The organism is Streptomyces sp. AHA2, assembly GCF_036857595.1.
GTDB lineage: Bacteria > Actinomycetota > Actinomycetes > Streptomycetales > Streptomycetaceae > Streptomyces.
In genome coordinates this window covers 1-26,742 of sequence record NZ_JAUQWJ010000030.1, presented here as the reverse complement: position 1 = coordinate 26,742, position 26,742 = coordinate 1, and the positions used below count along the sequence as shown (strand labels likewise).

27 protein-coding genes are annotated in these 26,742 nt (G+C 72.0%); 3 read left to right on the top strand and 24 right to left on the bottom strand.

The window, feature by feature from the left end; translation table 11 throughout:
- Window positions 1-72: 72 nt before the first annotated feature.
- Window positions 73-981 carry a 30S ribosomal protein S2 gene (gene rpsB, locus Q5694_RS32945; protein WP_333937190.1) on the bottom strand — a complete coding sequence of 303 codons (909 nt, stop codon included), beginning with the start codon at window positions 979-981 and terminating at the stop codon, window positions 73-75.
- Window positions 982-1,254: 273 nt separating this feature from the next.
- Here rpsB and Q5694_RS32940 point away from each other — a divergent pair, with 273 nt between their 5' ends.
- A complete protein-coding gene (locus Q5694_RS32940; RefSeq protein WP_333937189.1) occupies window positions 1,255-1,881 on the top strand; it encodes a murein hydrolase activator EnvC family protein in 627 nt (208 codons plus the stop codon).
- Between the two features lie 87 nt (window positions 1,882-1,968).
- Here the strand turns inward: Q5694_RS32940 and Q5694_RS32935 are convergent, their stop codons facing one another.
- The 18 genes from Q5694_RS32935 to proS form a co-directional block, all read right to left on the bottom strand.
- A complete protein-coding gene (locus tag Q5694_RS32935) occupies window positions 1,969-2,526 on the bottom strand; it encodes a TetR/AcrR family transcriptional regulator (RefSeq protein WP_333937223.1) in 558 nt (185 codons plus the stop codon).
- A gap of 139 nt (window positions 2,527-2,665) precedes the next feature.
- Window positions 2,666-3,508 (bottom strand): RNA polymerase sigma factor WhiG, encoded by an 843-nt coding sequence (gene whiG / locus Q5694_RS32930; RefSeq protein ID WP_333937188.1) that lies wholly within the window; start codon window positions 3,506-3,508, stop codon window positions 2,666-2,668.
- Between the two features lie 272 nt (window positions 3,509-3,780).
- On the bottom strand, window positions 3,781-4,941 hold the full coding sequence (gene dprA, locus Q5694_RS32925; protein ID WP_333937187.1) for a DNA-processing protein DprA: 1,161 nt from the start codon (window positions 4,939-4,941) through the stop codon (window positions 3,781-3,783).
- The gene (locus Q5694_RS32920) at window positions 4,938-6,563 is read right to left on the bottom strand and encodes a YifB family Mg chelatase-like AAA ATPase (protein ID WP_333937186.1); all 1,626 of its coding nucleotides are present in this window, start codon (window positions 6,561-6,563) and stop codon (window positions 4,938-4,940) included. Before Q5694_RS32920 ends, dprA begins: the two co-directional genes overlap by 4 nt.
- Window positions 6,564-6,956 (bottom strand): YraN family protein, encoded by a 393-nt coding sequence (locus tag Q5694_RS32915; protein WP_333937185.1) that lies wholly within the window; start codon window positions 6,954-6,956, stop codon window positions 6,564-6,566.
- Window positions 6,957-7,041: 85 nt separating this feature from the next.
- On the bottom strand, window positions 7,042-7,350 hold the full coding sequence (locus Q5694_RS32910) for a DUF2469 domain-containing protein (RefSeq protein WP_003993268.1): 309 nt from the start codon (window positions 7,348-7,350) through the stop codon (window positions 7,042-7,044).
- A gap of 56 nt (window positions 7,351-7,406) precedes the next feature.
- Window positions 7,407-7,931 (bottom strand): NUDIX hydrolase, encoded by a 525-nt coding sequence (locus Q5694_RS32905; RefSeq protein ID WP_333937184.1) that lies wholly within the window; start codon window positions 7,929-7,931, stop codon window positions 7,407-7,409.
- Window positions 7,921-8,694 carry a signal peptidase I gene (lepB, locus tag Q5694_RS32900; protein WP_333937183.1) on the bottom strand — a complete coding sequence of 258 codons (774 nt, stop codon included), beginning with the start codon at window positions 8,692-8,694 and terminating at the stop codon, window positions 7,921-7,923. The genes Q5694_RS32905 and lepB (Q5694_RS32900) overlap by 11 nt, the downstream gene beginning before the upstream one ends.
- Window positions 8,695-8,843: 149 nt before the next feature.
- Complete coding sequence (gene lepB, locus Q5694_RS32895; protein WP_333937182.1) at window positions 8,844-9,668, bottom strand: signal peptidase I; 825 nt, start codon at window positions 9,666-9,668, stop codon at window positions 8,844-8,846.
- Window positions 9,640-10,788 (bottom strand): signal peptidase I, encoded by a 1,149-nt coding sequence (gene lepB / locus Q5694_RS32890; RefSeq protein WP_333937181.1) that lies wholly within the window; start codon window positions 10,786-10,788, stop codon window positions 9,640-9,642. The genes lepB (Q5694_RS32895) and lepB (Q5694_RS32890) overlap by 29 nt, the downstream gene beginning before the upstream one ends.
- Complete coding sequence (gene lepB / locus Q5694_RS32885) at window positions 10,781-11,506, bottom strand: signal peptidase I (protein ID WP_333937180.1); 726 nt, start codon at window positions 11,504-11,506, stop codon at window positions 10,781-10,783. Before lepB (Q5694_RS32885) ends, lepB (Q5694_RS32890) begins: the two co-directional genes overlap by 8 nt.
- A 45-nt stretch (window positions 11,507-11,551) precedes the next feature.
- Window positions 11,552-11,902, bottom strand: coding sequence for a 50S ribosomal protein L19 (gene rplS / locus Q5694_RS32880; protein ID WP_030852073.1), 351 nt, complete (start codon window positions 11,900-11,902; stop codon window positions 11,552-11,554).
- Between the two features lie 135 nt (window positions 11,903-12,037).
- Window positions 12,038-12,871 carry a tRNA (guanosine(37)-N1)-methyltransferase TrmD gene (gene trmD, locus Q5694_RS32875; RefSeq protein ID WP_333937179.1) on the bottom strand — a complete coding sequence of 278 codons (834 nt, stop codon included), beginning with the start codon at window positions 12,869-12,871 and terminating at the stop codon, window positions 12,038-12,040.
- Window positions 12,871-13,413 carry a ribosome maturation factor RimM gene (gene rimM, locus Q5694_RS32870; RefSeq protein ID WP_333937222.1) on the bottom strand — a complete coding sequence of 181 codons (543 nt, stop codon included), beginning with the start codon at window positions 13,411-13,413 and terminating at the stop codon, window positions 12,871-12,873. The genes trmD and rimM overlap by 1 nt, the downstream gene beginning before the upstream one ends.
- 85 nt (window positions 13,414-13,498) lie before the next feature.
- Complete coding sequence (locus tag Q5694_RS32865) at window positions 13,499-13,738, bottom strand: RNA-binding protein (RefSeq protein WP_003973401.1); 240 nt, start codon at window positions 13,736-13,738, stop codon at window positions 13,499-13,501.
- A gap of 2 nt (window positions 13,739-13,740) precedes the next feature.
- Window positions 13,741-14,160 carry a 30S ribosomal protein S16 gene (rpsP, locus tag Q5694_RS32860; protein WP_333937175.1) on the bottom strand — a complete coding sequence of 140 codons (420 nt, stop codon included), beginning with the start codon at window positions 14,158-14,160 and terminating at the stop codon, window positions 13,741-13,743.
- A 291-nt stretch (window positions 14,161-14,451) separates the two neighbouring features.
- Window positions 14,452-15,054 carry a hypothetical protein gene (locus Q5694_RS32855; RefSeq protein WP_333937174.1) on the bottom strand — a complete coding sequence of 201 codons (603 nt, stop codon included), beginning with the start codon at window positions 15,052-15,054 and terminating at the stop codon, window positions 14,452-14,454.
- A gap of 270 nt (window positions 15,055-15,324) precedes the next feature.
- Window positions 15,325-16,770 (bottom strand): proline--tRNA ligase, encoded by a 1,446-nt coding sequence (proS, locus tag Q5694_RS32850; RefSeq protein WP_333937173.1) that lies wholly within the window; start codon window positions 16,768-16,770, stop codon window positions 15,325-15,327.
- 199 nt (window positions 16,771-16,969) lie between these two features.
- Between proS and Q5694_RS32845 the strand changes: the two genes are divergently transcribed.
- Window positions 16,970-17,824 (top strand): methyltransferase domain-containing protein, encoded by an 855-nt coding sequence (locus Q5694_RS32845; protein ID WP_333937172.1) that lies wholly within the window; start codon window positions 16,970-16,972, stop codon window positions 17,822-17,824.
- Between the two features lie 77 nt (window positions 17,825-17,901).
- Here the strand turns inward: Q5694_RS32845 and ffh are convergent, their stop codons facing one another.
- From ffh to nsdA, 5 genes are all read right to left on the bottom strand, one after another.
- Window positions 17,902-19,449 carry a signal recognition particle protein gene (gene ffh / locus Q5694_RS32840; protein WP_333937171.1) on the bottom strand — a complete coding sequence of 516 codons (1,548 nt, stop codon included), beginning with the start codon at window positions 19,447-19,449 and terminating at the stop codon, window positions 17,902-17,904.
- Between the two features lie 83 nt (window positions 19,450-19,532).
- Window positions 19,533-21,980 carry a [protein-PII] uridylyltransferase gene (locus tag Q5694_RS32835; RefSeq protein ID WP_333937170.1) on the bottom strand — a complete coding sequence of 816 codons (2,448 nt, stop codon included), beginning with the start codon at window positions 21,978-21,980 and terminating at the stop codon, window positions 19,533-19,535.
- 37 nt (window positions 21,981-22,017) lie between these two features.
- On the bottom strand, window positions 22,018-22,356 hold the full coding sequence (locus tag Q5694_RS32830) for a P-II family nitrogen regulator (RefSeq protein WP_333937169.1): 339 nt from the start codon (window positions 22,354-22,356) through the stop codon (window positions 22,018-22,020).
- Entirely contained in the window at window positions 22,353-23,693 is a 1,341-nt protein-coding gene (locus tag Q5694_RS32825) for an ammonium transporter (protein ID WP_333937168.1), read from the bottom strand. The genes Q5694_RS32830 and Q5694_RS32825 overlap by 4 nt, the downstream gene beginning before the upstream one ends.
- A gap of 370 nt (window positions 23,694-24,063) precedes the next feature.
- A complete protein-coding gene (gene nsdA, locus Q5694_RS32820; protein WP_333937167.1) occupies window positions 24,064-25,560 on the bottom strand; it encodes a transcriptional repressor NsdA in 1,497 nt (498 codons plus the stop codon).
- A 445-nt stretch (window positions 25,561-26,005) separates the two neighbouring features.
- Here nsdA and Q5694_RS32815 point away from each other — a divergent pair, with 445 nt between their 5' ends.
- Window positions 26,006-26,671: a bifunctional DNA primase/polymerase gene (locus tag Q5694_RS32815; RefSeq protein WP_333937166.1), complete on the top strand. Its 666-nt coding sequence runs from the start codon at window positions 26,006-26,008 to the stop codon at window positions 26,669-26,671.
- Window positions 26,672-26,742: the final 71 nt, after the last annotated feature.

The following is a 26,742-nucleotide window of genomic DNA, read 5'->3' as shown; positions in this document are numbered from 1 at the left end:
CGGGAGCGGACTTCACCGCGCCGGTGGGCGCTGGTTGCGGTGCCGCTCCCGCCGTCACCTCGGACTGACGGGTCAGGCCTGCTCGGCCTCGGCCGGCTTCTCGGCCTCGGCCGGCTGCTCGCCCTCGGCCGGCTGCTCGGCCTCGGCGGCCGGGGCAGCCTCGGCGGCCGGAGCGGCGTCGGTGGCCGGAGCGGCCTCGTCGGCCTTCTTCTCGCCCTCGAGCAGGTCGCGCTCCCACTCGGCGAGCGGCTCGCCCGCGGCCTTCTCGCCCTTGCCCTCGGTGGCGACACCGCTGCGGGCGATGAGGCCCTCGGCGACGGCGTCGGCGATGACGCGGGTGAGCAGGGTGACGGAGCGGATCGCGTCGTCGTTGCCCGGGATCTTGTAGTCGACCTCGTCGGGGTCGCAGTTGGTGTCGAGGATCGCGACGACCGGGATGTTCAGCTTCCGGGCCTCACCGACGGCGATGTGCTCCTTCTTGGTGTCCACGATCCAGACGGCGCTGGGCACCTTCTGCATCTCGCGGATACCGCCGAGGGTCTTCTCCAGCTTGGCCTTCTCGCGCGAGAGCACGAGAAGCTCCTTCTTGGTCAGACCGGACGCGGCGACGTCCTCGAAGTCGATCTGCTCGAGCTCCTTGAGGCGCTGCAGACGCTTGTAGACGGTCGAGAAGTTGGTGAGCATGCCGCCCAGCCAGCGCTGGTTGACGTAGGGCATGCCGACGCGGGTGGCCTGCTCGGCGATGGCCTCCTGCGCCTGCTTCTTCGTGCCGACGAACATGACCGTGCCGCCGTGGGCGACGGTCTCCTTGACGAACTCGTAGGCGCGGTCGATGTACGACAGCGACTGGAGCAGGTCGATGATGTAGATGCCGTTGCGCTCGGTGAAGATGAAGCGCTTCATCTTCGGGTTCCAGCGACGGGTCTGGTGACCGAAGTGGACGCCGCTCTCCAGCAGCTCCCGCATCGTGACGACGGCCATGGCCGTATCTCCTTGAGTTTCTCGGTTGTGCCGCGGGGGCCGGACGGCTCCCGCGCCTGACGCCCGCTGCGCGCCGTGCCGCGAGGGACCGAGGGGCGCTGATACGGACCGTCTCCGGCTGTCGTATCGGGGCGTGCGAAGTCGACCCGGTGACCCGGATCGCCACCAGAAGTGTACGGGACCCGGGAGGCCCCGGGTGACGCCGATGTCCACAAGCGGGCGGTGGTCCACAGGCCCGGGCGGCGACGGGGGCGTTCCGCGACGATTCTCCGCATGCGAGCGAAGCGATGTGTGCGCGTGATCACGCGCCTGGTCCTGCTGGTGGTCCTGACGGCGACGGCCCTGCTGGCCCCGCCGCCCGCCCTGTTCGCGGCGGGCGGCCCCGCCGCGGTCCCCACCACCGAGCCGGCTCCCGACCGCACGGGTCCGGCCGGGGACGGCGCCGTCCCCGCCCTCGGCCGCGTGTGGCCGGTCGGCGCCCGGCCGCCGGTCCTGCGCGGCTGGGAACCACCGGCGACGGTGTACGCGGCGGGCCACCGGGGCGTGGACCTCACGGCGCCGCCGGGCGCACCGGTACGGGCGGTGGCCGCGGGGACGGTGTCCTTCGCGGGGAGAGTGGCGGGCAAGGGCGTCGTCTCGGTGGAGCTGACCGGTACCGGGGATCCCCCGCTGCGGACGACCTACGAGCCGGTGACGGCGTCGGTGGAGGAGGGCGAGGAAGTGGCCGCGGGCCAGGTGATCGGCAGGGTGACGGCGACCGGCTCGCACTGCCCGGCCACCTGTGTCCACTGGGGCCTGCGCCGGGGCGAGACCTACCTTGACCCGCTGTCCCTGCTCCCGCCCTGGTTGCTGCGCGCGGGACCGTCCCGGCTGCTGCCGGTTCCGCAGTCACCGGGGTGACCGGTGCCGCAGGCGGCGCCACTGCGCTGTCACGCGCGCCGGAGGTGCTGCCGCGCCGGCCGGAAGGGGAACCGACCCTCGCGGGACTCAGCCCCGCACGCCCCGCAGGGCCATCGACACCGCCGCGTCCGTGATCGCCTCGGGCTCCTCGGCCGCCCCCAGTTCGATCCGCCGCACGGCCGCGTCCACGACGCCCTGGACCAGCATCGCCGCGAGCCGCGGCTGCTCGTGGCCCAGCTCCGCGAGCGCCTCGACGATCATCGCGACCAGGCCGCCGTGGGCCGCGCGGATCTTCTCCCGGGCACCGGCGTCCAGCTCGCTCGCCGAGATCGCCACCACGGCCCGGTGCCGCCGGTCACCGACCAGCAGGAGTTGCTGGCGCACATACGCCTCGACCTTGGCCTCCGGCGTCTGCGCCCGCTCCATCTCCGCCGCCACCTCGGCCGCCCAGACCGGGAAGTCGACCTCGCACAGCTCCTCGACGACGGCAGCCCGTGAGCGGAAGTACTCGTAGACGCTCGAACGCGCGAGTCCCGTCCGTTCGGCGAGAGCCGGGAAGGTCAACGCCTCCGTACCGCCCTCCGACAACAAGGAACGAGCCGCGTCCAGCAGGGCGGCTCGCTGCATCGACCGGTGCTCGGCCACGGAGGCCGCTCGAATCCTTGGCACGTCAACCACTCTACGGACGCGCCCCGCCCGACGGGAGTGCCTCCGGCCCAGCCGATCGCATCAGACCGGGTCAGGCAACGTCAGGCCAGGTCAAGTCAGGTCAGGTCAGGTCAGGTCAGCGGCCGAAGCTTGCCAGCTTCGCTCTGAGCTGGAGCACCGACTTGGTGTGGATCTGGCTGACCCGGCTCTCGGTCACGCCCAGCACATTGCCGATCTCCGCGAGCGTGAGTCCCTCGTAGTAGTACAAGGTGACCACGGTCTTCTCCCGGTCGGGCAGCGTGTTGATCGCCCGCGCCAGGAACCTGCGCAGCTCCCGGTCCTCGGCCACCTCGACCGGGTTGTCGGCGGCGGTGTCCTCCAGGGTGTCCAGCACGCTCATCCCGTCGCCGCCCTCGCCGCCGATGTGCAGCAGCTCGTCCAGCGCCACCACGTTGGCCAGGGACAGCTGGCTGAAGACCGCGTGGAGGTCCTCGACGGCGATGCCCATCTCGCCGGCCACCTCGCCCTCCGTCGGCGTCCGCCGCAGCCGGGCCTCCAGGGTGGCGTACGCGCGCTCGACGTTGCGTGCCTTCTGCCGCACCGAGCGGGGGATCCAGTCCAGGGCCCGCAGCTCGTCGATCATGGCCCCGCGGATCCGGGTGATCGCGTACGTCTCGAACTTGATCTCCCGGTCGAGGTCGAACTTCTCGATCGCGTCGATCAGCCCGAACACCCCGGACGAGACGAAGTCCGCCTGCTCCACGTTGGACGGCAGCCCCACGCTGACCCGGCCCGCGACGTACTTCACCAACGGCGAGTAGTGCAGGATCAGCTGCTCCCGCAGCCGCTCGTCCCCCGTCGCCTTGTACGACCGCCACAGCTCGTCGAGCGTCGAGGGAGCGGGCGGCCGCGCGCTGCCACCGTCACGGGCGGCTGGGGGGATCGCCGCCCGGTCGGACCCGGAGGTGTGCTGGGGCATTCGTCGCCTTGTGCCGTTCTGCTGCGCAGGGGTGCTGCTGAGGTGGGCTGTCTGTCTGATGTCGAGTTGCCTGTCCGTGTCGGGATCCTCGTGAGCGTAGCGTGACTGCGGAGTCGCGTTGCGCGAGTAGTGGGGGCGCGGGCAGGCGCAGATACGTTCCTCGGGATGCCCCGAAGCGCCCTCGCATCCGGTCGGTGTGACAACCCGAGGAGCCCAACTGGGCCCATTATCAAGGGCTCTGAGGGTTCCCCCGGACGGCCGAACGCCGAGCGTCAGCCCGGTCCCCGCCCGTCCCCGGCCGATGTCACCGCCTGGCGTGTCAACTTCCAGCCGTCGCCGTGTCGTTCGACGTAACCGAGTGCTCGGAGTTCGTACAGTCTGGCGATCGCGTCGTCCGGTGCGGTCTGGGCGCGGCGTGCGATCTCGTCCGGCCGGGCGGCCATCCGGGCGGGGAGGGCTGCCAGTACCTGCCGGATGGCCGGTTCCAGTAGGTCCCGGGGCAGTACGGGGCCACGGCGTTCGGGTGCCAGCTGCCCGATGTCGCCGACCAGTTCGACGACGTCGGCGGCGTCGGCGACCAGGAACGCCTCGCCGCGCAGCAGTTCGTGGACCCCGGCGGACAGTGCGCTGGTGGCGGGGCCCGGCACGCCCATCGTGTGCCGGCCGAGGCGCTGCGCGGCCCTCGCGGTGACGAGGGAGCCGCTGCGGTGGGCGGCCTCGACGACCACGGTGCCGCGGGTGAGCGCCGCGATCACCCTGTTGCGCAGGATGAACCGGCTGGGCGTCGGATGCTCACCGGGTGGCAACTCGCCGACGACCAACCCCTGCTCGGCGATCCTGCCGATCAGCTGGGTGTGCCCGCGCGGGTAGGGCCGGTCGACGCCGCAGGCCAGGACGGCGACGGTGGCGCCTCCGGCCCCGAGCGCGCCGCGGTGGGCGGCGCCGTCGATCCCGTAGGCACCCCCGGACACCACGACCCAGCCCTGCTCCGCGAGGCCGGCGGCGAGGGTGGCGGCCATGTGGGCCCCGTACTCGGTGCAGGCGCGGGCTCCCACGACGGCCACCGACTTCAGTGCCCATATCCGCAGGCCGGCCGGCCCGCGCACCCACAGGCCGAGGGGCCGGGCGTCACCGAGGTCGTCGAGCTGTCCCGGCCACTCGGCGTCCCCGGGGCACACGAACCGCACGCCTGCCTCCCGGGCGGCTTCCAGATCCCGTCGTGGCCGGGCCACCGCGGCCCGGGCCACCATCCCGGTCCACCGCTTCCGGCTCACTCCGGGCGGCACGGGCCCGCCCTCCGCCAGCCGCCGCGCCACTTCCCCGGTACCGAGTTCCCGCACCCATCGGCCGGCGGTCTCATCGCCGGGTTCGATGACCCGGGTGAGGAGAACGCGGCGGAGCAGCTCGTCGTCCCGTTCGCCCGTGCCGCTCACGTCATCGCCCCGATGGCCATGGGCACGCCGCGCGGCACGCCCGTGCGGAGCTGGAGGGCGAGGGCGACGTCCGTCGCGTCGGGGCGGTCGTGACCGGCGAGGTCGGCGACCGTCCAGGCGACCCGCAGCACCCGGTCCAGGCCGCGGGCGGTCAGCACGCCCCGTTCGAGGCTGCGCTCGGCCTCGTCCATCGCGCCGGGCACGGCGTACCAGCGGCTGCGCAGCTCACGGCCGGGGATCTCGCTGTTCGTGCACCAGGGGGTGCCCGCGAGGCGTTCCGCCGCCCGGCCCCGGGCCTCCCGTACCCGGTCGGCCACCGTCGCCGTGGTTTCGCCACGGGCACCGCGGGCGGTCAGCTCGGTGCGGGTCACGCGGTCGACCTCCACCCGCAGGTCGACGCGGTCGAGCAGCGGGCCGGAGAGCCTGGCCTGGTACCGGCGGATCGCCGAGGGTGGGCACTCGCACAGGTCGTCGCGCAGCGAGAACCGCCCGCACGGGCAGGGGTTGGCCGCGAGCACCATCAGGAACTTGGCCGGGAAGCGCACCACCCCTGCGCTGCGGGCGATCACGACGTGCCCGGCCTCCAGCGGCTGTCGCAGGGCGTCGAGGGCCTGGCTGCTGAACTCGGGCGTTTCGTCCAGGAACAACACGCCGCGGTGGGACAGCGAGACCGCGCCGGGGCGCGCGATCCCCGGACCGCCCCCGACGAGCGCCTGCATCGTGGCCGAATGGTGCGGTGCGCAGTAGGGGGCGGCATCGATCAGCGGCTTGCCCGGGGGCAACAGGCCGGCCACCGAGTGCACCGCCGTGACCTCCAGCGACTCCTGCCGGCCGAGTCCGGGCAGGATGGTCGGCAGCCGCTCGGCGAGCATCGTCTTGCCGGCCCCGGGAGGCCCTTCCAGGAACAGATGGTGCCCTCCGGCCGCGGCCACCTCCACGGCCGTGCGTGCCGAGGTCTGGCCGACGACGTCCGCCAGGTCGTGGCCGTGATCGTGCTGGGCCGCTCCCGCACTGTGCATGCCGGTGGCCGCCCCCGTCCCCGGCACGCGCAGACCGGCCAGGAGCGGGTCCGGGCGGCCCGGCTCGTCCTGCTCCTCGTCAGGCACGGGCTCATCGGCCAGCACCGCGATCAGCTGCCGCAGGCTCCGCACGCCCAGCACCGACACCCCGGGCACCAGCGACGCCTCCGGTGCCGCGCATTCCGGGACCACCACCTGCTCGTATCCGGCGTCTGCGGCCGCCAGGACCGCCGGCAGGACCCCTCGGACCGGCCGCACCCTCCCGTCCAGCCCCAGCTCCCCGATCATCACGATGTCGGCGAGGACCCGGGGGTCGATGCGCTCCGCCGCACCGAGGACCGCCGCCGCGACGGCCAGGTCGAAACCGCTGCCGGACTTGGGGACGGAAGCCGGGCTCAGGCCCACCGTGAGTTTCTTCTGCGGCCAGGCCGCTCCGGAGTTGACCACTGCCGCGCGGACCCGGTCCCGGCTCTCCGTGAGGCTCTTGTCGGGCAGGCCCACCAGCGTGAAAGCCGCGACGCCCGGCTCCAGGTCCGCCTGGACCTCGACGACCACGCCCTCGACACCGACCAGTGCGACCGAACACGTACGGGCGAATGCCATTCAGGCCACCCCCCGCACGTGTTCGACCACGGCGGCCCCGCGCGCCGGAAGGAGCACTCCGACCAGGTCGATGCGGACTCCGCCGGGCGGTGCTCCGCCGTGGGTCTGGATCCAGCGCTCGGCGAGATCGCGCAACCGCTGCGCCTTCTGCGGGGTCACGGCTGCCATCGGGTGCTCGAAGGGCCCTTCCCTGCGGGTCTTCACCTCGCAGACGACCAGGACGTCCCCGTCTCTGGCCACGATGTCGATCTCGCCGCTGCGGCCCGAGCGCCAGTTGCGCTCCAGGACCGTCAGGCCCGTCTCCGCCAGTCGCCGGGCCGCCAGGGTCTCTCCGTACCTGCCCATCGCACTGCGTGCGTTCACGTCGGCACCACCTCCGGCGCCAACGATCACGCAGCCCGCTCCACGAAGTGGATCTTGGTGGACGGCTCGGCCGTTGTGGACAACCTCGTCACCCAGCCGGGTGACCGGGCGGCGGTCAGCCGCTGGGCAGCTCCAGGTCGCTCTTGTTCAGCTCCTCGATGTTCACGTCCTTGAACGTGAGCACCCGGACCTGCTTCACGAAGCGTGCCGGCCGATACATGTCCCACACCCAGGCGTCCGCCATGGACACCTCGAAAAACACCTCGCCCTGGACCGAGTGCACCTGCATCTCGTAGTCGTTGGTGAGGTAGAAGCGCCGTTCGGTCTCGATCACGTATTTGAACAGACCGACGACATCGCGGTACTCCCGGTAGAGCTTCAGCTCCATCTCGGTCTCGTACTTCTCGAGGTCCTCGGCGCTCATGGCATGTTCCCCTTCAGCCGTGCGATCCCCCCATTGTGCGCCAGTCCCGTGAGCCCCTAGACGATTTCCGGGTCAAGGATCACAGGCCTGGGCGGGGGACCCTCGTCGAGCAGCGTGCGCAGCAGCCCGGCGAGTCTGGTCGGATACACCGTCTCATGTGCCCGGCTCAGTTCCGGACACGTCCACCAGCGCGCTCCGGCGACGCTGCGCCGTTCCAGCTCGGTCAGTCCGGCCGCGGCGACCGCCGTACGGTCCGTGCGGGCCAGGAAGTACCACTCGTCCTGGTCCCAGCGGCGGCCCGCGAACGGGAACGAGCAGTGCCGCTGCCACAGCACCGGTCCGAGGTCGACGTCGGTGATGCCGGTCTCCTCGGCGAGTTCCCGCAGGGCGGCCTGTTCACGGGTCTCGTCGCCCTCGACACCGCCACCGGGGGTGAACCACCAGTCGTCGGCGGGATCGTCCGGCTCGTGCCCGTGCAGCAGCAGGATGCGGTCCTGCGGGTCGAGCAGCACCACCCGGGCCACCTTGCGGAGCCCGCCCTCGTAGGTGTCCCGGCCCGCGCCCTCGGGGTCAGCGGGCACGCGTCGGCTCCGCGTCCGCGCGCCGGCCCGCGCCCGTGCGCTTGGCGATCGGCCCGTAGGCGCCACCGCCCAGCACCAGCACGGCGCCGACGATCACGAGGAGGACCATCGTGCGCAGGGGGCCGGGCGAGGAGAGCGAGCCGAGCGGTTCGAAGCCGGTGGGGCGCTCCAGCATGCCCTTCATGGGCCAGACGACGGCGTCGACACGGGCGTCGACGGCGGAGCGGGCCACCGTGCCGCCGGCGGCGTCGGTCAGGTGGGCGGTGGAGTCCAGGGAACTGCCGCGCTCGTCCCCGAGCAGGAAGAGACGGCCTTCGGGGACGGTCACCGTCGGGAAATCGGTGATCTCCGCCGGCGTGCCGTCCGGCAGATACGGTTCGTCGATCTCCTTGCCGTTGACCTCGAGCTTGCCGTCCTGGCAGCAGGAGACCGTGTCGCCGCCGATGGCGACCACGCGCTTGACCATGGGCGCGTCGCCCCAGTTCGTGTCCTTGAAGACCACGACGTCGCCGCGGCGCACGTCGCCGCCGTCGACACGCTGCGCCAGGATGCGGTCGCCCGCGTCGATCGTCGGGGTCATGGAGCTGGTGGGCACGGTGTACGGCAGGTAGACCACCGCCGCCCAGGCGAAACCGCCGAGGAAAAGCACCAGGCCCAGCGCGACGGCCAGCCCGGACAACCGCTGTCCGGTCCGGCTGCCCACCGGGCCCGTCCCTGAGCCGCCGCTGCGCGGGGCCGTGTGCGTCATGCTCTCGCCACCCATGGGTCCGCACCCTACCCGGGGGTACGGTCCGGGGTCAGCCCGTGCCCGGCATCACCGTCAGCGCCGCCGGGAGAGCCGACTCGGGCCGAGCCGCCCCACGTGCCCCCGCCGGGGCGGCACGCGTCTCGCACGCCGCCGCGCCCCGGCCTCTACTGCTTCCGGCGGCGCCACCACACCACCGGCAGCACGCCGGCCAGTGCCAGGCCCTGCGGCGCGACCGTCCAGCCCGCGGCGGCCGGCTGGGCGTTCAGACCGCTCTGGTCGAAGGTGTCCGGCACCGGCAGGGTGTCCCAGCGGTTGACCGGCCAGGCGATGACGACGGCACGGCCGACGACCTCCTTCACGGGGACCATGCCGTTGTGCTTGTCGGCCCGGTTGTAGCGGGAGTCGCGCGAGTTCTGCCGGTGGTCGCCCATGACCCAGATGTAGCCCTCGGGGACCTTCTCCTTGAACTGGCCCCCCTGGTCGTCCTGGCTGCACGGCGTGTTGCCGGCGTAGACGTAGGACGCCTCGTCCAGCGCCTTGCCGTTGACCTTCAGCGGGCCGGTGCCGTTGCACTCGACCGTGTCGCCGCCGACACCGATGACGCGCTTGATGAGGTCCTTCTCCTCCGAGGACGGCATGAGGCCGATCCAGCTGAGGAACGTCTGCAGCGCGTTCGGGTCGGTGGTGGGCTCGCCCGCCAGCCAGTTGTCCGGGTCGTGGAAGACGACGACCTCGCCGCGCTCGGGCTCGGAGCCGAACCACGGGGTGAGCTTGTCGACCAGGACGCGGTCGCCCTGCTGGAGGGTGTTCTGCATCGAGTCGGAGGGGATGGAGAACGCCTGCACCAGGAAAGTCTTGATCAGCAGCGCCAGGACCAGCGCGATACCGATCAGGATCGGCAGCTCCTTCCAGAAGGAGCGCTGCTTCTTCGGTGCCCGGGGCGTGCCGCCCGGCCCGTGGTCATCGGCTGTCGTGTGCTCGCCCGTCACCCTGTCGTCCTCGGCTGCTGTCCCGGAGTCGTTCCCGGGGGTCACGGCGCTGTCCGCCGCCGGGACGGCGGATTGCGCGGGGCGTCCGCGGTGCTCCTCGCCGTCGTGTCCGGACCGTGCGCCGACCGCCACATCCCCCACGCCAACTCCTCACTCTGTGCCGCCGCCCGCGCCAGATTCGGCGCAGGCCCACCACTCCCATAACGAGCGGGAGTTCCGCAGGAGTCGGGAGCTGGATCGTTCCGTTCGCATCGTAGGGGGCAACCCTATGCGACAGTCCGGGAGCGGCGGTCGACCCGGTGGCCGAGTCGGACACGGAGGCATAGGTGTTCGGTTCGTCCAGGGTGGTCCAGTGCCCGAAGGGCCAGGCGATGACCATGGCCCGGCCGACGACCTCGTCCTCGGAGACCGTGCCGCCGTAGTCGGTGTTCTGGTGGGCGCGGGAGTCCGCGGAGTTGTTCCGGTGGTCGCCCATCACCCACAGCCGGCCCTGGGGGACGGTGACGTCGAACGGCGTGTCGGACGGGGCGGCGCCGGGGTACAGGTAGTCCTCGTTCAGCGGGACGCCGTTGACGGTCACGCGCCCCTGCGCGTCGCAGCACGTGACGCGGTCGCCGCCGACGCCGACGACCCTCTTGATGAGGTCCTTCTCGTTCTCGGACGGCAGCAGGCCGATGAAGGTGAGCCCCTCCTTGACCTGCTTGACGACGACCGGGTCCTCCTTCTTGGGAGCGGTCTGCTCGTCGCGCAGCCAGCCGCCGGGGTCCTTGAACACGACGACGTCCCCGCGCTCGGGCTCGGAGCCGAACCACGGGGTGAGCTTGTCGACCAGGACGCGGTCGCCGATCTGGATCGTCTGCTCCATGGACCCCGACGGGATGACGAAGGCCTGGACCAGGAACGTCTTCAGGACGAGGGCGATGAGGACGGCGACGCCGACGAGGAGGGGTATCTCCTTGACGGCACTGCGCCTGCGGCGCCGCTTGACCTTGCGCTGGAGCCGCCGCCGCTCGGCGCGCGTGCGGCCGCTGGAGGGCGCGGAGGCGCGCCGGGCGCCGGTGGGCAGCAGGTTGTCCGCGGGGCTGGCGGGGACGCCGCGCGGTTTGCCGCGGTTACCCATGGGCGCCCGCCCTTCCGGGGGCGGGCACGCGCGCGTAGGCGCCGGGGCGGTCGAGCCCGGTGGCGTGGCCGAAGGGCCAGACGATCCAGTCGGCGCGCCCGATGACGTCGCCGATCGGGATCATGCCGCCGCCGGGCGAGCCGAGGTGGTCGCGGGAGTCGCTGGAGCGGCTGCGGTGGTCGCCGAGCAGGAACAGCCTGCCCCGGGGCACGACGACGTCGAAGGGCACCGTGGAGGGGCTGTCACCGGGGTAGAGGAAACCCGACTCGTCGACCGGCCGGCCGTTCACCTGGATCCTCCCCTCCTCGTCGCAGCAGACCACGTGGTCCCCGCCCACACCGACCACGCGCTTCACGTAGTCGGCGTGCCCGAAGTACCCGGTGCCGTCGAACACGACGACGTCCCCCCGCTGCGGCTCGGCACCGAAACGGTACGCCAACTTGTTTACGAGGACGCGGTCGCCGATCCTCAATCCCCGCTCCATGGATCCGCTGGGGATCTGGAAGGGGCGTAGCACGAAGGTGCTGACCAGCAGCGCGAACAGCAGGCAGAGCAGCAGGACGAGGGTGATCCGGCCGCCGGGGAGCCAGGAGCTCGTCCTCGCCGGCAACGCGAAACGCGACCGTCCCTCCGGCCCTGCGGAGTCCGAGGCCGTGTGCCCGGCGTCGGAAGGGCGGGAGGAGCGGTCGCGCTCCGTGTGCTGTGCTTCGGTGTCCATCGGAGCCAGATGCTATCCGGCTCCGGCACGAACCCCGGAGAGCGCTCAGTTCTCGCGCTTCTCCTTGATCTTGGCGGCCTTGCCGCGCAGCTCGCGCAGGTAGTACAGCTTGGCGCGGCGGACGTCACCCTTGGTGACGAGCTCGATCTTCTCCACGATCGGGGTGTGCACCGGGAAGGTGCGCTCGACGCCGACGGAGAAGGAGACCTTGCGGACCGTGAAGGTCTCGCGGACGCCGGAGCCCTGGCGGCGGATCACGACGCCCTTGAACTGCTGCACACGGGAGCGGTTGCCCTCGATGACGCGGACGTGCACGTTGACCGTGTCGCCCGGGCGGAAGGCGGGGACGTCGCTGCGCAGCGACGCGGAGTCGACGGTGTCGAGCAGGTGAGACATTTCGTCTGCTTTCCTCGCTGATGCCACAGGTCATCAACGGAAACTAGGTGTTTCGGGATCAGGGCCGTGCCGGTCGGACGGGCGTCGTCTCCCCCTGTGGCAGGGGCGCGCGCCGGACCTGGGCACAACAGCTGGCTATTCTTCCACGCCGTCGGTCCTGCGCCAAAATCGGCCGTACGGCTCCCCCGCCGGGTCGGGTGCCCAGCCGAGGATGGAGAGCATCTCGCGGTCCTTCTTGTCGAAGGCCTTGGGGTCGCAGCGCTCGATCAGGTCGGGCCGGTGCGCGGTGGTGCGTTTGAGGGCCTCGTCACGCCGCCAGCGGGCGATCCTGCCGTGGTGGCCGCTGAGCAGCACGTCGGGGATGTCCCGGCCGCGCCACTCGGGCGGCTTGGTGTAGACGGGGCCCTCCAGCAGGTTGGCCATCGCGCCGGGCGCGAAGGAGTCGTCGCGGTGGGACTCGGCGTTGCCGAGGACGCCCGGCAGCAGCCGCGCCACGGCCTCGGTGACGACCAGGACGGCCGCCTCTCCCCCGGCCAGGACGTAGTCGCCGATGGAGACCTCGTACACCGGCACGCGGGTCGCGTACTCGTCGACGACGCGCCGGTCGATGCCCTCGTAGCGGGCCGGGGTGAAGATCAGCCAGGGGCGCTCGGAGAGGTGGACGGCGAGTTCCTGGGTGAAGGGGCGGCCGCTGGGGGTGGGCACGATGAGGGCGGGCTCGCGGGCGCCGGCCTCGTAGCCGTCGGCGAGGACGGAGTCCAGGGCGTCCCCCCAGGGCCCGGTCTTCATGACCATGCCGGGGCCGCCGCCGTAGGGCGTGTCGTCGACGGTGCTGTGCCGGTCGTAGGTCCATGCGCGCAGGTCGTGGACGTGGACGTCGAGCTGTCCACGCGCGCGTGCCTTCCCGACGAGGGAGACGTTCAGCGGTTCCAGGTACTCGGGGAAGATCGTGACGACGTCGAGGCGCATCAGGACTCGTCCCGGCCGGAGGCGATCTCGGCGCGGTCGTCGATCAGGCCCGGGGGCGGGGTGATGACGGCCTTCTGCTCCTCGAGGTCGATCTCGGCGACGATCTCCTCGACGAAGGGGACCATCACCTCGCTGCCGTCGGGGCGCTCCACGATGAACAGGTCCTGGGTGGGCAGGTGGGAGATCTCCGTGATGCGGCCGACCTCCGTGCCGTCCGCGGTGACCACGTCGAGGTCGATGAGCTGGTGGTCGTAGTACTCGTCGTCGCCCTCGGGCAGTTCCTCGGGGTCGACCTCCGCGATCAGGAGGGTGTTGCGCAGGGCCTCGGCGGCGGTGCGGTCGCCGACGCCCTCGAAGCGCAGCAGGAGACGGCCGCTGTGGACGCGGCCCGTCTCGATGGTGAGGGGTCCCGCGGAGGCGGGGTCGGTGGCGAGCACGCAACCGGGGGCGAGCCTCAGCTCGGGCTCGTCGGTCCGTACCTCGACGGTGACCTCGCCCTTGATGCCATGGGCACGGCCGATCCGTGCGACTACCAGCTGCACGTTGTCCATTCTCCTGTCATACGACTGCGGGCCGGGGACGGCCCAGTGGCCTTCCCCGGCCCGAGCCGGTGCTGCTGCGAAAGCGTCAGCGGACGTGGTCCACGTCGACGAGGTCGACGCGGACGCCGCGACCGCCGATGGCGCCCACGACGGTGCGCAGGGCACGAGCGGTGCGGCCGTTGCGGCCGATCACCTTGCCGAGGTCGTCCGGGTGGACCCGGACCTCGAGCACTCGCCCGCGGCGCAGGTTGCGCGAGGCGACCTGCACATCGTCGGGGTTGTCGACGATGCCCTTCACGAGGTGCTCGAGAGCCTCCTCGAGCATGCTCAGGCCTCGGTCGAAGCGGAGTCGGCGGCGGCCTCGTCCTTCTTCTCAGCCTTCTTCTTCTGGGTGATCGCCTCACCCTTGCCCTCGTCGTCACCGCCGAGCGCCTCGAACGACGGGCGCGCGGCCTTCTCGGGCTGCGTCAGGAGCGGGGCCGGAGCCGGCTCGCCCTTGAACTTCTGCCAGTCGCCGGTCTTCTTGAGGATGGCGAGCACGGGCTCGGTCGGCTGCGCGCCGACACCCAGCCAGTACGCGACACGGTCCGCGTCGACCTCGATCACCGACGGGTTGTACGTCGGGTGGTACTTGCCGATCTCCTCGATCGCACGGCCGTCACGACGGGTGCGGGAGTCGGCGACGACGATGCGGTAGTGAGGCGAACGGATCTTGCCCAGACGCTTCAGCTTGATCTTGACTGCCACGGGAGTGGGTTCTCCTGGATTTGACGTGGTTGGGCACGGCGAGAGAGCCGCGTGGGGTTGCGGTACCCGAGTGCCCGATGGACGCGTCAGCCGGAGGCGAGAGGGTTCCTGTGCGGCTGTCGAGTACAGCTAGCCATTGTGCCACACCCTCGGGGCCGCTCCGGGCCGGGGGCGGAAGCCCGGTGTGCGGGCACACCGGAGCGGCACCCGGCGTGGAGGTGAGACACGTCGGGTGCCGGCCACTCCCCGGCTTCGGTCCGACCGGCAGCCACGAGATGCCGGTGGGAGACGTCAGCCGGCCACCGCTCCCACGACGTCGGGGATGCGGAACGGCTTGCCGCAGCCGCCGCAGACGATGGGCGCCTGGGCGAGGACCGAGGGGACGACCCGGACGTTGCGGCCGCAGTCGCAGACCGCCTTGACGCGGACGCCGCCGCCGGAGGAGCCGTGTCGGGCGGCCGGGCCCCGGAAGGTGCGGGAGGTGTCGGAGGAGGTGGCCGCCGTGTGCGCCTTCAGGGCGCGCTGGAGGCGCTCCATGGTCGGGCGGTAGCGGCGCTTGGCCTCGGGGGTGAGCGTGACCAGCGAGAAACCGCTGCTGGGATGCGGTTCCTCGGGGTGGTCCAGGCCCATCTCCTCGGCGATCGCGAGGAATCTGCGGTTGTGGTAGCGGCCCGCACGGGAGGTGTCGCGCACACCGCGGGCTGCGGCGATGCCATGGACTGCCTCATGGAGCAGTCGCTCGAAGGAGAGCTCGTGACCGCACGCGGACGACGACTCCCCGATCAGGGACTCCGGCGCGGCAAGGTCGGGCAGCTCGGGGTGGTACCGCTGAATGTCGGCCCACGCCTGTGCCAGCTCTGCGGCGAGAACAGGTGGTGTCTGTGTCGTGCTCACGTAATGACAACGAGCCGGGGTGCCCTGGTGTTCCGATTCCGGGGCATCCCAAATATTTTGCACGTACCCGTCAGTTGCCTCTGATGCGTCCCGACGAGGGCGGGTGCGCTGATCTGCGGAGAAGCCTCGCAGCTCACCACAAGCTGGTGCGTATGTCCCGCTACGCCCCGGCGCGTAGGGCATCTGCGCACGCCGGTGCGGCGGGAGTCCGCCGGGGCGCAAGAGGCGTTCCGGCCGCCTTGCACCAGGCCGGGAAAGCGCGTGCGTGCCTCAGTAGGCGCGTGCGACGACCGCGACGTTACCGGGCGCGTCCCCGTCGTCCGGCACCGACCCGTCCTCGGCGACCAGACACCGTACGGTCACCGCGTGATCGGCCAGCTTGGCCTCGCCCTCCTCGCCGAGGACCGACCACGGGATGCGGGCCCAGCCGCCGGCCGTGGCGGCCTCGACGGCCTCCTCGATCGTGGAGACCTCGGCGGTGCGGGCCTCGCGGCGCTCGCGGGACTGCCTGAGCAGCAGCGCCTGGTCCTCCTCGAGGATCCCCGGCAGCAGCTCCGGCAGGGCGTCCAGGGGCACCGGCTCCTTGCCTCCCCCGGTGCCGGAGGCCCGGGAGGTACTCCCGGGGATGCGGCGGGCCAGCATCGCGGTGCCGTTCTCCAGGTCGCGCGGCCCGATCTCGATGCGCACCGGCACGCCCTTCAGCTCCCAGTCGACCGCCCGGCGGCCGAAGGGGATGTCGGTGCGGTCGTCGACCCGGACGCGGACGCCGGCCGCCCCCAGCCGGTCGCCGAGCTCGCGGACCTTGGCCAGAACCGGTTCATCGCCCTTGATCGCGAGCACGACGGCCTGGATCTGCGCCAGCCGCGGCGGGACGCGCAGTCCGTCGTCGTCGCCGTGCATCATCACCAGGGCGCCGATCATGCGGGTGGTGGAGCCCCAGGAGGTCTGCCAGACCAGTTCCTGCCTGCCCTCCCTGGACAGGTACCGCGTGTCGAAGGCCTTCGCGAAGTTCTGGCCCAGTTCGTGGCTGGTCGCCATCTGCAGGGCCTTGCCGTCGCCCATCATCCCTTCCAGCGTGAGGGTGTTGACGGCGCCCGCGAACCGCTCCTTGGCGGTCTTGCGGCCGGGGACCACGTCCATCGCGAGGACGTTCACCATGAAGTCCTCGTAGACCCGGCGGTGGATGTGCGCGGCGAAGTCGCGCGCCTCCTCGTACGTGGCGTGCGCGGTGTGGCCCTCCTGCCAGAGGAACTCGCTGGTCCGCAGGAACAGCCGGGGGCGCAGCTCCCAGCGCACCACGTTCGCCCACTGGTTGATGAGCAGCGGCAGATCCCGGTAGCTCTGCACCCACTTGGAGAAGTAGTCGTTGATGATCGTCTCGGAGGTGGGGCGGACCACCGCGGGCTCCTCGATCTCCTTGCCGCCGCCGTGCGTGACGACCGCGAGTTCGGGCGCGAAGCCCTCGACGTGGTCGGCCTCCCTGGTGAGGTAGGACTGCGGGATCAGCAGGGGGAAGTAGGCGTTCTGGGTGCCCGTCGCCTTGATGCGGGCGTCCATCTCCGCCTGCATCCGCTCCCACAGTCCGTAGCCGTACGGTCGGATGACCATGGTGCCGCGCACCGGCCCGTTGTCGGCGAGCTCCGCCTTGGTGATCAAGTCCTGGTACCAGCGCGGGAAGTCGAGCGCCTGGGGCGTGAGAACGGGTGCCTTGGCCATGGCGCGATGGTACGGGTCCGGGTTGCCGGAATGTGAAATCTCGCCATAGGCACATGACATCTCACAAGCCCTGCCGCATTCCACTGGACGACGGGTCGAGGGGGGAGTTTCCTGGCATACGGGGGTAGTGCGAGCGCACTGTCACGGGGGCCAAGGATTCGGGCAAGAGGAAACTCTCTGCGGATTGGGGCGCTTACTTATGACACCTACGCTCGTGCGGCAGCACCTGCCTCACGCGGGGGCCGCACCCCGCGTGGACCGGAGTGCACGCGCGCGTGACTGGTCCGAGATCCAGGAGCGGATGCTGGTGCCGCTCTACGAGGCCGTCTACGAGCGACTGGACGTGGGTCCCGCCACGCGGCTGCTCGGCCTCGGCTGCGGTTCCGGACTCGCCCTGCTGATGGCCGCCGCCCGGGGAGCGGCGGTCACCGGTGTCGACGCATCCCCCGAAAGAATGGCCCTCGCCCGGGAGCGGCTGCTCCCCGAGGCGTCGGGCACGCGTGCGCGTACCGGCACGCGGCTGGTCGACGGGTCGGCCCGGGACGCCGAGCGGCCCGGCGTCGCGGGCTACACGCTGGTGACGGCGTTCGAGCCGATCGGGTGCCTCGCGGGCGACTCGGAAGGACTGAGCGGGCAGCTGACGGAGGCGGCGCCGCTCGCCGAGCGGGGCGCGGCCGTGGTGCTGGCCGGCTGGGGCCCGCCGGAGCGCTGCGCCACGGCGTCGGTGATGCGGGTGGCCACGAAGCTGGCGGAGCCGGACCGCACCCCGGGCAGCTGGCGTCCGGCCTCGCGCGACGACCTGGAGGACGTCGCCCGGCGGGCCGGGCTGAAGCCGGACGGCTCGGGGCGGGTGGCCTGCCCCTTCGGCTACGCCGACGTGGACAGCGCGGTGCGCGGGCTGAAGTCGACGGGCCTGTTCGACGCGGCGATGACGGCGACGGACCAGGTGCAGGTGGACAAGGAGCTGTCCGAGGCGCTGCATCCGCACCAACGGCAGGACGGCACGGTATGGATGCCGAACGTGTTCCGCTACCTGATCGCCCGGACACCCTGACGCGCGCCCGGCCGGACAGCCGAGAGGGCGTCCCTTCGGATGAAGGGACGCCCTCCGCGTCGTGACGGGACGTGCGGTCAGCCCATGAACTTCTTGAACTCGTCGGGCAGTTCGAAGTCCTTGCCGCCCTGCTGGGGCAGGCCGAACGCGCCGCCGCCCTCGGCCGCGGCCGCGCGGCGGGCGGCGGCCTCCTGCTCCTGCTGCTTGCGCTTCATCGGGTTGCCGGAGCGCTGCTTGCCCTTGGCCTGCTTCTGCTTCTTCTTCGCCCGGCCGGGACCGCCGCCCATGCCCGGCATCCCGGGCATGCCCGGCATGCCGCCCTGGGCCATGCGGGACATCATCTTGCGGGCCTCGAAGAACCGCTCCACCAGGTTCTTCACCGCGCTGACCTCGACACCGGAACCCCGGGCGATACGGGCGCGGCGCGAGCCGTTGATGATCGTCGGGTCCTGGCGCTCGCCCGGGGTCATCGACTTGATGATGGCCGCGGTGCGGTCGACGTCCCGCTCGTCGAGGTTCTGGATCTGCTCCTTCATCTGGCCCATGCCGGGCAGCATGCCGAGCAGCTTGGAGATGGAGCCCATCTTGCGGACCTGCTCCATCTGGGCCAGGAAGTCGTCCAGGGTGAAGTCCTGGCCCTTCTTCGACGCCAGCTTGGAGGCCATCTTCTCGGCCTCTTCCTGGCTGAACGTCTTCTCCGCCTGCTCGATCAGGGTGAGCAGGTCACCCATGTCGAGGATGCGGGAGGCCATCCGGTCCGGGTGGAAGGCGTCGAAGTCGTCGAGCTTCTCGCCGTTGGAGGCGAACATGATCGGCTTGCCGGTGATCTGCCGGATCGACAGGGCGGCACCACCGCGGGCGTCGCCGTCGAGCTTGGAGAGCACCACGCCGTCGAAGCCGACGCCGTCGCGGAAGGCCTCGGCGGTGTTGACCGCGTCCTGGCCGATCATGGCGTCGACGACGAACAGGATCTCGTCCGGGGAGACGGCGTCGCGGATGTCCGCGGCCTGCTGCATCATCTCCTGGTCGATGCCGAGCCGGCCGGCGGTGTCCACGATCACGATGTCGTGGACCTTGGACTTGGCGAAGTCGATGGAGTCCCTGGCGACCTTGACCGGGTCACCGACGCCGTTGCCCGGCTCGGGCGCGTAGACCGCGACGCCGGCGCGCTCGGCGACGACGCTGAGCTGGTTGACGGCGTTGGGGCGCTGCAGGTCACAGGCGACGAGCAGCGGCGAGTGGCCCTGCTCCTTCAGCCAGCGGCCGAGCTTGCCCGCCAGGGTGGTCTTACCGGCACCCTGCAGACCCGCCAGCATGATCACGGTGGGCGGCTGCTTGGCGAAGCGCAGCCGCCGGGTCTCGCCGCCGAGGATCGTGACCAGTTCCTCGTTGACGATCTTGAGGACCTGCTGGGCCGGGTTCAGCGCCCGGGACACCTCGGCGCCGAGGGCGCGCTCCTTGACGTTCTTGATGAACGTCCGGACGACCGGAAGCGCCACGTCCGCCTCGAGCAGCGCGATGCGGATCTCGCGCGCCGTGGCGTCGATGTCCGCCTCGGAGAGCCGTCCCTTGCCGCGCAGGTTCTTGAAGGTCGCTGAGAGGCGATCGGAAAGAGTATCGAACACGGCGCTCGCGGTCCTCGGGGTCGGAGACGGACTGGGGAATCGCCCTCCAGGGTATCCCGGCGTGACAAGTCGCCGGGTCGCCCTCACCCCTGCAGTGTCTCCTCCAGCTTCCGCGCCACCGCGACCGCCTCGTCCCCGGGCAGGGGAGCGCCCTGCGGGCCGGTGACGTAGAAGGCGTCGACGGCGTTGGCGCCCAGGGTGGACACGTGCGCGCTGCGCACTCGGACGCCCGCGTCCTCCAGGGCGCGTCCGATGCGGAACAGCAGCCCGGGGGCGTCCTGGGAACGGACCTCGATGACGGTGGCCAGCCGGGAGGCGGCAGGGTGGACCGACACCCTCGGCGGCGGCGCGACCACGCCCCGGCGGCGGGGGTAGGCGGCGTCCCGTTCGGCCAGCCGGGCGGCGATGTCCAACGAGCCGTCCAGGGCCCGGACCAGGTCCGCGCGCAGCCGGGCGGCCTGCGGCAGCGAGCCGTACTCGGCGGCCACCCGCCAGTCCAGCAGCAGCACCGAGCCGTCGACGCCGTCCGGCAGGGCCAGGGAGCGCAGCTCGGCGGTGCGTACGGTCAGCCGGTGCACGGCGAGGACGCCGGCCACCGCGGGCAGCACCCCGGGCTGGTCGGGGACGGCGATGAGCAGTTCGACGCCGAGCGGCTCGGGGTCGCCGGAGGGTTCCTGCCCGGCGGGCTGCTCGGTCTGGGCGCGCAGGGCCAGCACGGGGCTGCCGGTGGCGGCCGCCTCCAGTGCGAGGCGTTCCTGCTCGGCGGTCGGCGCGGCCTCCTCGGGGTCGGCCGGGGCGTCTCCGGAGAGGACCGCCGAGACGCGTGCGACCAGGTCGGCGACGAGGGAGCCGCGCCAGGACGACCAGGCGGCCGGACCGGTCGCGAGGGCGTCGGCCTCGGTGAGCGCGTGCAGCAGCTCCAGGGTGCCCTGGGAGCCGACGGCGGCGGCGACCGCGCGCACGGTGGCCGGATCGTCCAGGTCGCGCCGGGTGGCCGTGTCGACGAGGAGCAGGTGGTGACGGACGAGGGTGGCGACGGTCGTCACGTCGTGGTGGTCGAAGCCGATGCGGGCGGTGACGTCCCTGGCGATGGTCTCGCCGGCCACCGAGTGGTCACCGGGCCAGCCCTTGCCGATGTCGTGCAGCAGCGCGGCGACCAGCAGCAGGTCGGGCCGGCCGACCCGGCGGGTGAACTCGGAGGCCCGCACGGCCGTCTCGATGAGGTGCCGGTCGACGGTCCACAGGTGCACGGCGTTGCGCTGCGGGCGGCAGCGCACCCGCTCCCAGTCCGGCAGCAGCCGGGTGATCAGCCCTTCCGCCTCCAGCGCCTCCCAGACCTCGACGGTCGGGCGGCCGGAGCCGAGCAGGGTGACGAGCTGCTCGCGTGCCTCGGCGGGCCAGGGCGTGGGCAGCGGACGCACGGTGGCCGCGAGGCGCCGTACGGCGTGCAGCGACAGCGGGAGTCCGGCCTGGGCGGCGGCGGCCGCGGCGCGCAGCGGCAGGACGGGGTCGCGCTCGGGGCGCGCGGCCCGGGCCAGCACCACCTCGCCGTCCTGCTCGACCACGCCCTCGGCCAGCGGCGAGCGCTCGGCGGTGGGCTTGCCCCCACCGAGCATGGCGCGAAGCCGCGGCCGCACGGCACGCGAGCGCAGCACGCGCCCCACCTCGCGCCAGGTGACGTCGCTCGCGTACGAGACGAGCCGGGCCGCCTCGTAGACCTGGCGCAGGAGGGTGTCGGCGTCGAGCAGGCCGAGTCCGGCGGCCACCTGGTCCTGCTCCTGGAGGGCGAGCCGGTCGGTGGCGCGCCCGGTGACGAGGTGCAGGGCGTCCCGGACGTCCAGGAGACGGCGGCGGGCGTCGGCGAGGCCCTCGCGCGGGGCGTCGGCGAGCCAGGAGGCGGCGACGGCCCGCAGCGCGGTGGCGTCGCGCAGCCCGCCGCGGGCCTCCTTCAGGTCGGGTTCCAGCAGGTACTGCAGCTCGCCCTGCCGCTCGGCGCGCTCGGCGCACAGTTCCTGGAGTTCGGGCAGGCGCTTGGGGGCCTGGTTGCGCCAGTCGGCGAGGACGGCGGTGCGCAGCGACGCGGTGAGGCCGAGGTCACCGGCGATGTGCCGGGCGTCCAGCAGGCCGAGCTGCACCTTGAGGTCCTCGCCGGCGGTCCTGCGGGCCTCGGCTGGGGTGCGCACGGAGTGGTCGAGGTCGAGGCCCAGGTCCCAGACGGGGTACCAGAGCCGGTCGGCGAGGGCGGCGACCGCCCCGGTGTCGCCGCCGTCGTGCAGCAGGAGCAGGTCGAGGTCGCTGCGCGGGGACAGTTCGCCGCGTCCGTAGCCGCCGACGGCGATCAGGGAGGCGCCGCGCAGCCCCTGGGCTCCCGCGGTGAACAGGTCCGCCAGCCAGCGGTCCGTCAGCTCGGCCAGGGCGGTACGGCGCGGCGGCCCGGACCGCGTCTCCTCGGTGAGGAGGCGCAGCCGGGCCGCCGCGTAGCCGCCGGGTCCCGAGTCCTCTGCTTCTTTCCGCACGTCCGTACCCGTCACCCGGCGACTCCTGTTCGTGTGTCTGCCTGGAAGGCCGTCAGAGCGCGTCGGGACCGCGCTCGCCGGTCCGCACCCGTACGGCCGTGTCGACCGGGAGGGACCAGACCTTGCCGTCACCGATCTTGCCGGTACGGGCGGCCTTGACCACGACCTCGATGAGCTGCTCGGCGTCCTCGTCCTCCACCAGGACCTCGATGCGGATCTTGGGGACGAGGTCGACGGTGTACTCGGCGCCCCGGTAGACCTCGGTGTGGCCCCGCTGGCGGCCGTAGCCGCTGGCCTCGGTGACCGTCAGGCCGTGTACGCCGAAGGCCTGCAGGGCCTCCTTGATCTCGTCGAGCCGGTGCGGCTTGACCACTGCGGTGATGAGCTTCATGCGTCCACCTTCTTGCTCGCGGCTGCGGCGACGGGGGCCGTGACGGCCGTCTTGGCGGCGCCGCCCCCGGCGCCGCTGAAGTCGTATGCGGTCTCGGCGTGCTCGGCCTGGTCGATGCCGGCGACCTCGTCGTCCTCGGAGACCCGCATGCCCATGGTCTTGTCGAGGAGGAAGGCCAGGACCGCGGAGACGACCAGGGAGTAGGCGAGGACACCGAAGACACCGGCGCACTGCTTCCAGAACTGGTCCAGGCCGCCCCCGTAGAACAGGCCCGCGACGTCGGACTGGCCCTTGCCGGTGGCGAAGAACCCGATGAGCAGGGAGCCGAGGATGCCACCGACCAGGTGGACGCCGACGACGTCGAGGGAGTCGTCGTAGCCGAACCTGTACTTCAGCCCGACGGCCATGGCGCACAGGACGCCGGCGATGACACCGACGGCGATCGCACCGAGCGGGGAGATCGCGCCGCCCGCCGGGGTGATGGCGACCAGGCCCGCCACCGCGCCGGAGGCGGCGCCCAGCGTGGTGAAGGCGCCGTGGCGGATCTTCTCGTAGGCGAGCCAGCCGAGGACGGCGGCGGCGGTGGCGACCTGGGTGTTGACGAACATCAGCGCGCCCACGCCGTCGTCGTTGCCGAGCCAGGAGCCGGCGTTGAAGCCGAACCAGCCGAACCACAGCAGACCGGCGCCGAGCATGACCAGCGGCAGGCTGTGCGGGCGCATCGGGTCCTTCTTGAAGCCGACGCGCTTGCCGATGACCAGGATCACGCCGAGCGCGGCGGCACCGGCGTTGATGTGCACGGCCGTACCGCCCGCGAAGTCGATGACGCCCAGCTCGAAGGCCCATCCGCCGGCGCCCCAGACCCAGTGCGCGACCGGGAAGTAGACGACCGTGGCCCACAGGGCGATGAACAGCGCCCAGGCGCTGAACTTCACCCGGTCCGCGAGGGCGCCGCTGATCAGGGCCGGGGTGATGATCGCGAACATCAGCTGGAAGACCAGGAACACGAACACCGGGATGGTGTAGCCGTCCCACAGCTCGGTCAGGCCGATGTTCCCCAGGCCCACCCAGTCGGAGTTCCAGCCGACGAGGCTGCCGGAGTCGGTGCCGAACGCCATCGAGAAGCCGTACAGCACCCACAGGACGGTGACGATCCCGAGGCTGATGAAGCTCATCATCAGCATGTTCAGGGTGCTCTTGACGCGGACCATGCCTCCGTAGAAGAAGGCCAGGCCCGGGGTCATGAGCATCACCAGGGCGGAACAGATGAGCATGAACCCTGTGTTCGCGGCAGACAGCTTGGGCGCTTCTGCGGCAAGGGTGATGGCTGGTGCCATCGGCGTCTCCTCGTCTTGGTACGGCCCCGTGCGGGCGAAGCCTCGAGCGGATTGAGGGGTGGGCCGGTTATGCGCCACGAGATTGGCGCAGCGCGGTTTCGGTGGGGGCCCCTCGTTGTTTCGCCGCCGTGACGAAGGCGCGTGGCGTGTTACGCGTCGGTGAACTGCCGGACCCCGGATGCGCCGTTCGCCGCCGGGGCGCATCCTGCGGTCCGCACGGTCCCGGGTGAAGGGCGCATCCTGCGGTCCGCACGGCCCCGGGTGACACGGGCCGGCCGCGGCCGGCCTTCCGATGACCTGGCATGGGGGAGCCGAGTCGGGCAGTTCGGGAGGGCCGGCCGCGGCCGGGGTCTGGAGGTCGTGGGGCCGGTCAGACCGCTTCGGCGGTCTCGGGCAGTTCGGCGGCGAGCCGCTCGGTGAGGTCGACGACTTCTCCGAGGTCGCCGAAGTCGCGTGCGGCCGTGTCGACCGTCTTGCGGATCCGGGTGTTGACCCGCTCGGAGCGCACCTTCTTGGCGACCTGCATCGCCTCGGAGGCGAAGACCGTGCTCTGCTCGGGCTCGCGCCGGAGCAGGTGCACCGTGGCCATGCCGATCAGGTTCAGCGCGTAGGACCGCTGGTGCTCGCCGTCCTCGGCGAACAGCTCCACGGCCCGCTTCATCAGGGGTTCGGCCAGCGAGGCGTAGGCGGGGCTGCGGCCGGCGACGTAGGCGAGATCGCGGTAGGAGTGGGAGTTTTCGCCGTACAGCTCGGCCTCGGAGAAGAAGCGGATCCAGTCGGGGTCCGGCTCGTCCCACTCGTCGGCGTCGGCGAAGGTGTCCTCGGCCATGCGGACGGCCCGCTTGCACTTGCCGGGCTGCCCCATGTTGGCGTACGCGCGGGCCTCCATCGCATACAGCATCGACTGGGTGCGCGGGCTGGCGCAGTCGCGGCTGCCGTACTGCGCGAGGTGGATCAGCTCCAGCGCGTCGTCGGGCCGCCCGAGGTGGATCATCTGCCGGCTCATGCTGGACAGCACGTACGACCCGAGGGGCCGGTCGCCGGCCTCCTTGGCGGCGTGCAGGGCGAGCACGAAGTACTTCTGCGCGGTCGGCTGGAGACCGATGTCGTACGACATCCACCCGGCCAGCTCGGCGAGTTCGGCCGCGACCTTGAACAACCGCCGGGTGGTGTCCTCCGGTTGCGGCTCCTGCAGCAGGTCGGTCACCTCGTGCAGCTGGCCGACCACCGCCTTGCGGCGCAGTCCGCCGCCGCACTGGGCGTCCCACTGGCGGAACATCACCGTCGTGGACTCCAGCAGGTCCAGCTCGGGCTTGGAGAGCCGGCCGCGGGCGCGCCCGGGTCCCGGCGCGGGGTCGGGCCCGGAGCGCGGGGCCGCGGGCGAGGGGACGAGCCAGCGCTGCATGGGCTCGATGAGGGCCGGGCCCGCGGACAGGGCCAGCGAGCTCCCGAGGAAGCCGCGCCGCGCCAGCATCAGGTCGCTGCGCGAGAACTCGCTGAGCTGCGCCACGGTCTGCGGGCCCGTCCACGGCAGGTCGACGCCGGTCGCGGAGGGTGACTGGCGCGCGGTGCGCAGCCCCAGGTCCTCGACGGAGACGACGACGCCGAAGCGCTCCGAGAACAGCTCGGACAGGATCTTGGGGATGGGCTCGCGGGGGTTCTCGCCGTCGAGCCAGCGGCGCACGCGCGAGGTGTCCGTGGAGATGTGGTTGGCGCCCAACTGCCGTGCACGCCGGTTGACCTGGCGGGCCAGCTCGCCCTTGGACCAGCCGCTGCGCACGAACCAGGAGGTGAGCAGCTCGTTCGGGCGCTTCTCAGTGTGCGTCGCGCTCGCAGCGTTCGTCCCGCTTCCGCCGTTGCCGCTCACTGGAACGCCCCCACTCCCTGGACCACTTGTCGCCGAGTGCGCCAAGCCCTAACAGCATGCCGGTTCCTACGGCCCTCCGTCCGGCCCTTGTCACCCCTCGAACGGAATGACGACTTGCCTCCGGCATACCCACGAGTGCATGTGCCCTCAGGGCTCGTGCACACAAAGTAATCCTACGATCACCCGCCCAGCCACGGCTCACGCGGAAACGCCACCATTCGCCACCCCATCGAATGAACTCCCGTACAGCTCCGCACGATTCACTTGACACAGCACGACCAGGAGTGGGTGCAGCGACGCATTCGAGGGCGCGCGTCGCCAGACACACCACCCCGGACGCTTTCGGGCGCCGAGTGAGACGGACGGCACCGGGAAGCCGGAGACAGAGAGTCACACGTCGCGTCCGCTGCGTAACCACCGTTGCGTCGCACCCGTTGGAGGGGGCATGGGCTTCACGATCGGCATCAGCCGGGGCATGCGCGACAGTTGGACCGGCTCGCGCCGCCGCAGCCGCACCTCGGACGGCACGGCCGTCGCCGAGTACACGGGCCTGTGGGGCTGGGACGTGGTGCCCGGCGCCCGGGCGTCGGCGGGCGCCTGCTCCTGCGGCCGCCGCGACTGCCCCGCTCCCGGCGCCCACCCCCTGGACTTCGCCCCCGTCCTGCCGGCCGGGGCGACGCTGGACGACGTGAGCGAGGTCTGGGGCGAGTTCCCCGGTGCGTCGGTGATGCTGCCGGTGGGCCGGGCGTTCGACGTCATCGAGGTGGCAGAACCCGCCGGCTGCCGTGCGCTGGCCCGGCTGGAGCGCATGGGCCTGCCCGTCGGGCCGGTGGCGGCCACGCCCGACGGCCGCGCCCACTTCCTCGTCGCACCCGGTGCCGCGGCGGACCTGTCCGGTCTGCTCTACCGCATGGGCTGGGACGACCCGGCCGCCCTCGATCTGCGCGGCCTGGGCCCGGGCACGCACATCACGGCCCCGCCGTCCGACCGCGGCGGCCTCGGCCCGGTCCGCTGGCTCCGCTCCCCCGCCTTGGACTCGGCCTCCCGCCCGCCCGAGGCCCGGCTGGTCCTCGGCACCCTGGCGTACGTGGCGCACCGGTCGCGGGCCTAGGTGTATTGACCCGCAGGGTTGTTCACGCGGCTGATCGGTGGCTGGCCGCCGAGTGCGGTGTGGCAGCGGTG